The organism is Pedococcus sp., assembly GCF_036554925.1.
GTDB lineage: Bacteria > Actinomycetota > Actinomycetes > Actinomycetales > Dermatophilaceae > Pedococcus_A.
The window spans coordinates 1-7,919 of record NZ_DATBMI010000185.1 but is presented as its reverse complement, the minus strand read 5'-3'; the positions used below and the strand labels follow the sequence as shown (position 1 = coordinate 7,919).

Genomic DNA, 7,919 nt, shown 5'->3' with positions numbered 1-7,919 from the left:
ATGTGCGGTGGCCTCGACGACGTCGAGCGCCAGTGGGCGGAGATCCAGAAGAACCTCTGAGTTCTCCTCTCTCCCAGCACAACCCAGCCACACCCGGAGGGCCGGTCGCGAGCAGCGGCCGGCCCTCCGGCATACCCCGGTCTCTCTCAGCGCGCGGGTCGCAGTGGGGTGGGGTCGGGGTGGGACTGGGGTGCGGTCCGGGCAGACCCTGATGGCAGCCGTATGCCGCCCGGACCAGACTGGGGGCATGAGCCAGATCAAGACCAGCTTTGCCAACCAGGGCCTCGTCCGGCCCCGTCAAGGCCGCGTCCTCGGCGGTGTGTGCGCCGGACTCGGCCGCCGCTTCGGCCTCTCGCCGTGGACCGCGCGGCTCCTGTTCGTGGTGATCCTCATGCTGCTCCCGGGCAGCCAGCTGATCATCTACCCGGTGCTGTGGATCCTCATGCCCAGCGAGGCCTGAGGGAGAGGGACAGAGCAGGGGAGGGCGCCGCCGCCGCAGGGCCGCGGCGCCCTCCGCTGCGTTCGGGGCCGGTCCGGAGCATGGCCGACGGGCCGTTAGACTGGCGCCACCCCGTACCCATGTGGAGGACCCATCGTGAGCCAGTTGCAGGTTGAACTCGTCGCCGCCGACCGCAAGGTCTGGGAGGGCGAGGCCAACATGGTCATTGCCCGGACCGTCGACGGTGAGCTCGGCATCCTGCCCGGCCACACCCCGCTGCTCGGAGTCCTCGTCGAGGGCGAGGTCCGGATCAAGTCCGACGGCGCCACCCACACCGCGACGCTCGACAGCGGCTTCCTCTCGGTCGACCGCGACCGGGTCATCATCGTCGCCGAGGCCGTCGACGCCTCCCACCTGAGCGCCTAGCCGAGCGCGCGAGCATGTCGCCTCTCGTCACCGCCGAGATCGTGGCAGGCGCGCTCGTCCTGCTCGCGCTCAGCGTGCTGGCGTTCATCTTCATCCGCCGGCGGATCCTCGCCTCCGGCAGCCCGCTGATGCTGTGCGCGCTGCGGTCCCACGGAGCCAACGGCTACCGTCTCGGGCTGCTGCGCATCGCCGGTGACCGGCTCGAGTGGTTCACCCTCGTCGGCCCGTCCCTGCGCCCCAAGAGGGCCTGGGACCGCGTGCGGCTCGAGCTCGAGGCGCCCGGCGCCGCCCACGAGGTGCTCGCGGGGCTGCCGGACGCCGTGGAAGTGACCTGCCACTACGGCACCGACAGGTTCCAGCTCGCGCTCGCCCCTGCGGCCTACACCGGCATCCGGTCCTGGCTCGAGAGCGCGCCGCCGGGCTTCAACGTCAACGTCGCCTAGCCCTCGACCCGCCGGGCCGCTGCGGCCCTCAGGCCTCCGCAGAGCCGGCCGCCCCAGCGTCCGCCGCGGGGGCCTTCTTCGTGTCCGGGGCCTGCGCGCGTCCGCCACCGGGCTGCCACAGGACGTCGCCGCCGATCGGCAGGTTGGCCACGCGGGCCAGGACGAACAGCAGGTCCGAGAGCCGGTTGAGGTACTTCGCGGTGAGGAGGTTGACCCCGCCCTCGCCCTTGGCCGCGCCGGGCTGGTCGCCGTAGGCGGCGATGGCGGCCCAGGCCTGCCGCTCGGCCCGGCGCGCGACCGTGGTCGCCACGTGCAGGTAGGCCGCTCCGGGCGTGCCCCCCGGGAGGATGAACGAGCGCAGCTTCTCCAGCTCGCCGAGGTAGCGGTCGCAGTCCGCCTCCAGCTCGTCGATCCAGCGCTGCTCGACCCGCAGCGGCGGGTAGTCGTAGCTCTCCTGGAGGGGCGTGCACAGGTCGGCCCCCACGTCGAAGAGGTCGTTCTGCACCCGGATCAGGGTCGCCCGGACGTCCTCGCGGAGGTCACCGGCCGCCACGGCGACGCCGATGGCCGCGTTGGCCTCGTTGGCGTCGGCGTAGGCCATGAGCCGCACGTCGGTCTTGCTGGTGCGGCTCATGTCACCGAGGTGGGTCATGCCGTCATCGCCGGTGCGGGTGTAGATGCGGGTGAGGTTGACCATGGGGTCAGCCTCTCAGATGGCGGCTCGGGTGCCGGAGCGGGCCCGCGGCGTCGATAGGCTGCCCGGATGGCTGAGAGGTTCCGGGTGGTCGGCGGCGCGTCGCTTCAGGGCGAGGTGGCCGTCTGGGGGGCGAAGAACAGCGCGCTCAAGCTGATGGCCGTCGCCCTGCTCGCCGAGGGCCGGAGCCGCCTGACGAACGTGCCGGCCATCCTCGACGTGACCATCATGGCCGAGCTGCTGCGCCGTCTCGGCTGCTCCGTGGCCTACGACGCCCCGGCCGGGGTCGTCGAGATCGACGTCCCGGCCGAGATCGGCCACCGCGCCGACTACGACCTCGTGCGGGCCTTGCGCGCCTCGACCGCCGTCCTGGGGCCGCTGGTGGCGCGCTGCGGGGCGGCCGACGTGGCCGTCCCGGGCGGTGACGCCATCGGCTCCCGCGGGCTGGACCTGCACGCGGCCGGGCTGGAGGCGCTGGGCGCGAAGGTGCACGTCACCCACGGCTTCCTCGTCGCGGAGGCGCCCGGCGGCCTGCACGGCGCGGAGATCCGACTGGACTTCCCGAGCGTCGGGGCGACCGAGAACGTCCTGACCGCGGCGGTGCTGGCCCGGGGCACGACGCGCCTGGAGAACGCTGCCCGGGAGCCGGAGATCGTCGACATCGCGCAGATGCTCACCGAGATGGGGGCCCACATCACCGGCGCGGGCACCGGCACCATCGAGATCGAGGGCGTCGACGAGCTGAGGCCGGTCGAGCACGCGGTGGTCCCGGACCGCATCGCCGCCGGGACGTGGGCCTTCGCCGCCGCAGCCACCCGCGGAACGGTGGAGGTCGTCGGGGGAGTGGCCGACCACCTCAAGGCGGCGCTCGAGCTCGTCGAGGCGAGCGGGTCGACGGTGACCACGACCGACCGCGGCTTCCGCGTCGACTCCGGTGGGCGGCGACCGCGGGCCTTCGACGTGGCCACCCTCCCGTACCCCGGCTTCCCGACCGACCTGCAGCCGTTCGCCATCGCCTGCAACGCGGTTGCCGACGGCTCGGCCATGATCACCGAGAACCTCTTCGAGGCTCGCTTCCGCACCGTGCAGGAGCTCAACCGGCTCGGGGCCGAGACACGGATCGACGGGCACCACGTCATGGTGCACGGCGTCGAGAGGCTGTCCGGGGCGCCGGTCGAGGCCAGCGACATCCGCGCCGGTGCCGCCCTCGTCATCGCGGGTCTCGTCGCCGACGGCGTGACCACGGTCAGCGGTGCCCACCACATCGACCGTGGCTACGCCGGGTTCGCGGAGAGCCTCCAGGGCCTCGGTGCCGACGTCACGCGCGAGCCGGACGAGGAGTTCTTCCTCTAGTCCGCGGGAGGGTGCGGGCAGCGGCGTGACGTTGACCCCGTCAGCCTTTACCAGATCTTGATCTGATATGGGACAACCGAGTCGCCCCACCTGAGCGTCCGTGTGAGTGAATGGCCACGGACAAGGGGGTTTGTCATGACGGTGAGCAGTGTGGGTGTCCTTCCCGTCGAGGTGCGTGCGCTGGCCGCGGGCCAGGCCGTCTCCATCACCGGACGCATCGACGTCCACACCGTCCCCGACGTCCGGTTGCTGCTCCACGAGATCATCGACACCGGGGCGGGGGATGTCCTCATGCATCTCGGCGGTGCGGAGATCGGCGACGCGACGGGACTCGGTGTCCTCGTCGAGGCCTACACCCGGGCCCGTCGCGCCGGGCGCCGTCTCGCCGTGGTCGACATGACCGCCCGCACCGAGCGGCTGCTGCGGGCGGCCCGCCTGGACCGTGCGCTCGTCAGCCGCCCCGCCGCGCCCCCGACGGCCGAGGCCCCGCTGACCGCCTGACGCGTCGGCCGCCGACCCGACACGACGCCCCGCTGACCGCCTGACGGCCCTGCCGCCGAGCCGACGGCAGAGGCGCGCCGCTGGGGGCTTGACGGCCCGGCCGCCCGCCGGGCTGCCCACGGCCACCACTGTGGCGCCTCTCACCGCCCGTACCCCTCCTGTCCGTGCAGGGCCGCGGGTACCTTCGGCCACATGGCCGACTCCGCGAACGCCCCCACGCCCGCCGCCGAGGCGCACCGCCCGCAGCGGGACCGCCCCTGGGTGATGCGGACCTACGCAGGCCACTCCAGCGCCTCCGCCAGCAACGAGCTCTACCGGCGCAACCTCGCCAAGGGCCAGACCGGCCTCTCCGTCGCCTTCGACCTGCCGACCCAGACCGGCTACGACCCCGACCACCCGCTCGCCCGCGGTGAGGTGGGCAAGGTCGGGGTGCCCATCTCGCACATCGGCGACCTGCGCGCGCTCTTCGACCAGATCCCGCTGTCGCAGATGAACACCTCGATGACCATCAACGCGACCGCCATGTGGCTGCTGGCGCTCTACCAGGTGGCGGCGGAGGAGCAGGCCGTCGCGGCAGGCGAGGACCCCGCCGCGGCCGTGCACGCCCTGGCCGGCACGACCCAGAACGACATCATCAAGGAGTACCTCTCGCGGGGGACCTACGTCTTCCCGCCCGGGCCGTCGCTGCGGCTGATCACCGACATGGTGGCCTACACCGTCGCCGAGATCCCGAAGTGGAACCCGACCAACATCTGCAGCTACCACCTGCAGGAGGCCGGGGCGACCCCGGTGCAGGAGATCGCGTACGCGATGAGCACGGCGATCGCGGTCCTCGACGCGGTGCGCGACTCGGGCCAGGTGCCGCCGGAGCGCTTCGGCGAGGTGGTCGCCCGCATCTCCTTCTTCGTCAACGCGGGCGTCCGCTTCGTCGAGGAGATGTGCAAGATGCGCGCCTTCGTGCAGCTGTGGGACGAGATCACCCGCGAGCGGTATGCCGTGCAGGACCCGAAGCAGCGCCGGTTCCGGTACGGCGTGCAGGTCAACTCGCTCGGCCTCACCGAGGCCCAGCCGGAGAACAACGTCCAGCGGATCGTGCTGGAGATGCTGGGCGTGACGCTGTCCAAGGACGCCCGCGCCCGGGCCGTGCAGCTTCCCGCGTGGAACGAGGCGCTCGGCCTGCCCCGACCGTGGGACCAGCAGTGGTCGCTGCGGATGCAGCAGGTGCTGGCCTTCGAGTCCGACCTGCTGGAGTACGACGACCTCTTCACCGGCTCGCACGTCGTCGAGGCGAAGGTGGCCGAGCTCGTCGACGGGGCCAGGGCCGAGATCGCTCGGGTCCAGGAGATGGGCGGCGCCGTGGCGGCCGTCGAGAGCGGGTACATGAAGTCCGCCCTGGTCGCCTCGCACGCACGACGCCGGCAGCGGATCGAGTCCGGCGAGGACGTCGTGGTGGGGGTGAACCGGTTCGAGACCACCGAGCCCAACCCCCTCACCTCCGATCTCGACACCGCCATCCAGACGGTCGACCACGACGTCGAGGCCAAGGCCGCCGCCGCGGTGCGCCGCTGGCGGGAGGAACGCGACGCGGCCGACGGCGGTCGCGAGCGGGTCGATGCGGCGCTGGCCCGGCTGCGCAACGAGGCGGGCACCGGCGCCAACCTCATGGCCGCGTCGCTCGAGTGCGCACGGGCGGGCGTCACCACCGGGGAGTGGGCCGGCGCTCTCCGGGAGGCGTTCGGGGAGTACCGGGCGCCCACCGGTGTGTCGGGTTCGGTGGGGGTCAGCGGTGAGGACAACCCCGAGCTGGCCAGGGTCCGCGAGCGCGTCCGCGCCACCGGCGAGGAGCTCGGCGAGCGCCTGCGGGTGCTGGTCGCCAAGCCGGGCCTCGACGGCCACAGCAACGGGGCCGAGCAGGTCGCGGTCCGGGCCCGGGACGCCGGCTTCGAGGTGGTGTACCAGGGGATCCGGCTCACGCCCCAGCAGATCGTCGCCGCCGCGGTCGCGGAGGACGTCCACCTGGTCGGGATCTCGATCCTCTCGGGCTCGCACATGGAGCTCGTCCCGGAGATCCTCCGCGGCCTGCGCGAGGCGGGGGCCGCGGACGTGCCGGTGGTCGTCGGCGGCATCATCCCCGAGTCGGACGCGCGTGCCCTGCGCCAGCTGGGGGTGGCGGCCGTCTTCACCCCCAAGGACTTCGGGCTCACCGAGATCATGGGGGCGATGGTCGAGACCATCCGGGCCTCACGCGGCCTCGGCGCCGGGGCGGCCGGGACGCCCGTTCCTGCCTGAGACGGGCCAGGACCCCCCCGGTTCGGGGTATTGCCGCGCGCTACTGCGCTCGCTGATACCCCGAACCAGCGGTGGGCAGGCGACGGCGGTGGGCAGGGACGGCGGTGGGCAGGTGACGGCGGTGGTCAGAGCCAGGCGCCGCGCCGCATCACGCGCAGGAGGTCGAGCCCGTCGTCGACGACGACGACGTCGGCGAGGTGTCCCGCCACGAGCGAGCCGACGGCCTCGAGCGCCAGCGTCTGGGCTGGTGTCGACGAGGCGGCGCGCACGGCCTCCTCGAGCGGGACCCCCAGGTCGCGGACGCACCACCGCAGCTGGTCCAGCAGGCAGGACACCCCGCCCGCCAGGCTGCCGCTGTCGGCAAGGCGCACCTCGCTCCCTCGCACGCGGACCGTCAGCCCGCCGAGCGTGAAGTCGCCATCGGGGAGGCCCGCTGCCGACATGCAGTCGCTGACCAGCGCGATCTCGCCCGCCCCGACGGTGTCGAAGAGCATCTGGACCGTCTCCCCGGCGAGGTGGACGCCGTCGGCGATGACCTCCACCACCGCCTCCCCCCGGGCCGCAGCCGACAGCGCCGCCCCCACCGGCCCCGGCTGGCGGGACTGCAGCGGGGGCATGCCGTTGAACAGGTGCGTGGCCAGGCCGCGACCGCCCCGGGCCGGGTGCTCCGCGAGGGCGGAGAAGGCGGCCCGGGCGGTCGCGGCGTCGGCGTCGGTGTGGCCCACGGCACCGAGCACGCCGAGGCCGGCGAGAGCCTCTGGCAGGACGTCGGCGCCGGGCAGCTCGGGCGCCCAGGTCATCTGGGCGATGACGCCGGGGCCGGCCGCGGCCACGAGGCGCTCGAGCAGGCCGAGGTCGGGGTGGACGAGCGCGGCGGGGTTCTGCGCCCCACACCGGGTGGCGGAGAGGAACGGCCCTTCGAGGTGGACCCCCGCGATATCGCCGTCGGCCACGAGCGGGGCACAGGCGCGCACGCCGTCGAGCAGCGCCTGGGCGGGGGCCGACACGAGCGAGCCGATGACCGTGGTGCTGCCGAGCGCATGGTGGTGGCGGGCGGCGGTCCGGGCGCCCTCGGTGTCGGGGCCGAACTCGCCACCCCCGCCGCCGTGGCAGTGGAGGTCGACGAGGCCGGGCAGCAGGGTGACGTCGTGCTGCCAGCCACGGGGGGTGACCGCGTGCCCCCAGGCGCTGGGGAGGTCGGCGCGGCGGCCGGCGAAGCGCAGGCGCTCCCCGTCGACCACCACGGCGGCGTCCTCGACGACCCCGGCCGGCAGGACGGCGCGACCGGTGAGGAGCAGGGGCGGGGGTGCGGGGGCGTCGGCCGAGAGGGTCACGACAGGATGATGGACCGTGCGAGGTGCCGGGGGCGATCCGGGTCGGCTCCCGCGCGCGCCGCCTTGAGCAGGCAGAGGCGGTGCAGTCGCACGAGGTCAGCCATCGGGTCGATGTCGCGGTGCTCGAAGTGCGCCCCGGTCGCCGCGACCTGGTCGGCGAGCCCCTCGGGCACCTCGCCGAACGCCCAGGTGGCGCGGCCGGCGGTGGCGATGCTGATCGGGCCGTGGCGGTACTCCATGGCGGGGTAGGACTCGGTCCAGAACTGCGCGGACTCTCGCAGCTTCAGGGCAGCCTCGTGGGCGAGGCCGATGGTCCAGCCGCGGCCGACGAAGGTGATCTGCTCCGCCTGCGCCACCCCCGCGAGCGCGCTGTCCTCGTCCTCGGCGAGGACCGCCCGCGCGTCGGCGATGGCGGGCGTGAGGTCCTCGCCGAGCGTGGC

Annotated in this window: 9 protein-coding genes; 6 read left to right on the top strand and 3 right to left on the bottom strand. The window is 73.7% G+C overall.

All coding sequences use genetic code 11. The features are described from left to right. Window positions 1–247: 247 nt before the first annotated feature. From VIB11_RS14425 to VIB11_RS14415, 3 genes are all read left to right on the top strand, one after another. The gene (locus tag VIB11_RS14425) at window positions 248–460 is read left to right on the top strand and encodes a PspC domain-containing protein (protein ID WP_332031957.1); all 213 of its coding nucleotides are present in this window, start codon (window positions 248–250) and stop codon (window positions 458–460) included. 135 nt (window positions 461–595) lie between these two features. After that, window positions 596–865: a F0F1 ATP synthase subunit epsilon gene (locus VIB11_RS14420; RefSeq protein ID WP_332031955.1), complete on the top strand. Its 270-nt coding sequence runs from the start codon at window positions 596–598 to the stop codon at window positions 863–865. A 14-nt stretch (window positions 866–879) separates the two neighbouring features. Next, window positions 880–1,308, top strand: a complete 429-nt coding sequence (locus VIB11_RS14415) for a DUF2550 domain-containing protein (protein WP_332031953.1) — start codon at window positions 880–882, stop codon at window positions 1,306–1,308. 28 nt (window positions 1,309–1,336) lie between these two features. Here the strand turns inward: VIB11_RS14415 and VIB11_RS14410 are convergent, their stop codons facing one another. Beyond that, window positions 1,337–2,005, bottom strand: a complete 669-nt coding sequence (locus VIB11_RS14410) for a cob(I)yrinic acid a,c-diamide adenosyltransferase (protein WP_332031951.1) — start codon at window positions 2,003–2,005, stop codon at window positions 1,337–1,339. Between the two features lie 66 nt (window positions 2,006–2,071). Here VIB11_RS14410 and murA point away from each other — a divergent pair, with 66 nt between their 5' ends. The 3 genes from murA (at window position 2,072) to VIB11_RS14395 (ending at window position 6,145) form a co-directional block, all read left to right on the top strand. Then, window positions 2,072–3,355 (top strand): UDP-N-acetylglucosamine 1-carboxyvinyltransferase, encoded by a 1,284-nt coding sequence (gene murA, locus VIB11_RS14405; protein WP_332031949.1) that lies wholly within the window; start codon window positions 2,072–2,074, stop codon window positions 3,353–3,355. Between the two features lie 135 nt (window positions 3,356–3,490). Next, on the top strand, window positions 3,491–3,856 hold the full coding sequence (locus VIB11_RS14400; RefSeq protein ID WP_332031947.1) for an STAS domain-containing protein: 366 nt from the start codon (window positions 3,491–3,493) through the stop codon (window positions 3,854–3,856). 264 nt (window positions 3,857–4,120) lie between these two features. Next, window positions 4,121–6,145: a methylmalonyl-CoA mutase family protein gene (locus tag VIB11_RS14395; RefSeq protein ID WP_414695847.1), complete on the top strand. Its 2,025-nt coding sequence runs from the start codon at window positions 4,121–4,123 to the stop codon at window positions 6,143–6,145. 125 nt (window positions 6,146–6,270) lie between these two features. Here VIB11_RS14395 and VIB11_RS14390 read toward each other — a convergent pair whose 3' ends face one another. Then, window positions 6,271–7,479 carry an N-acetylglucosamine-6-phosphate deacetylase gene (locus VIB11_RS14390; RefSeq protein ID WP_332031943.1) on the bottom strand — a complete coding sequence of 403 codons (1,209 nt, stop codon included), beginning with the start codon at window positions 7,477–7,479 and terminating at the stop codon, window positions 6,271–6,273. Further along, window positions 7,476–7,919, bottom strand: a 444-nt coding sequence (locus VIB11_RS14385; RefSeq protein WP_414695845.1) for an SIS domain-containing protein, incomplete at its 5' end; no start/stop codon positions are given. The genes VIB11_RS14390 and VIB11_RS14385, both read right to left, overlap by 4 nt.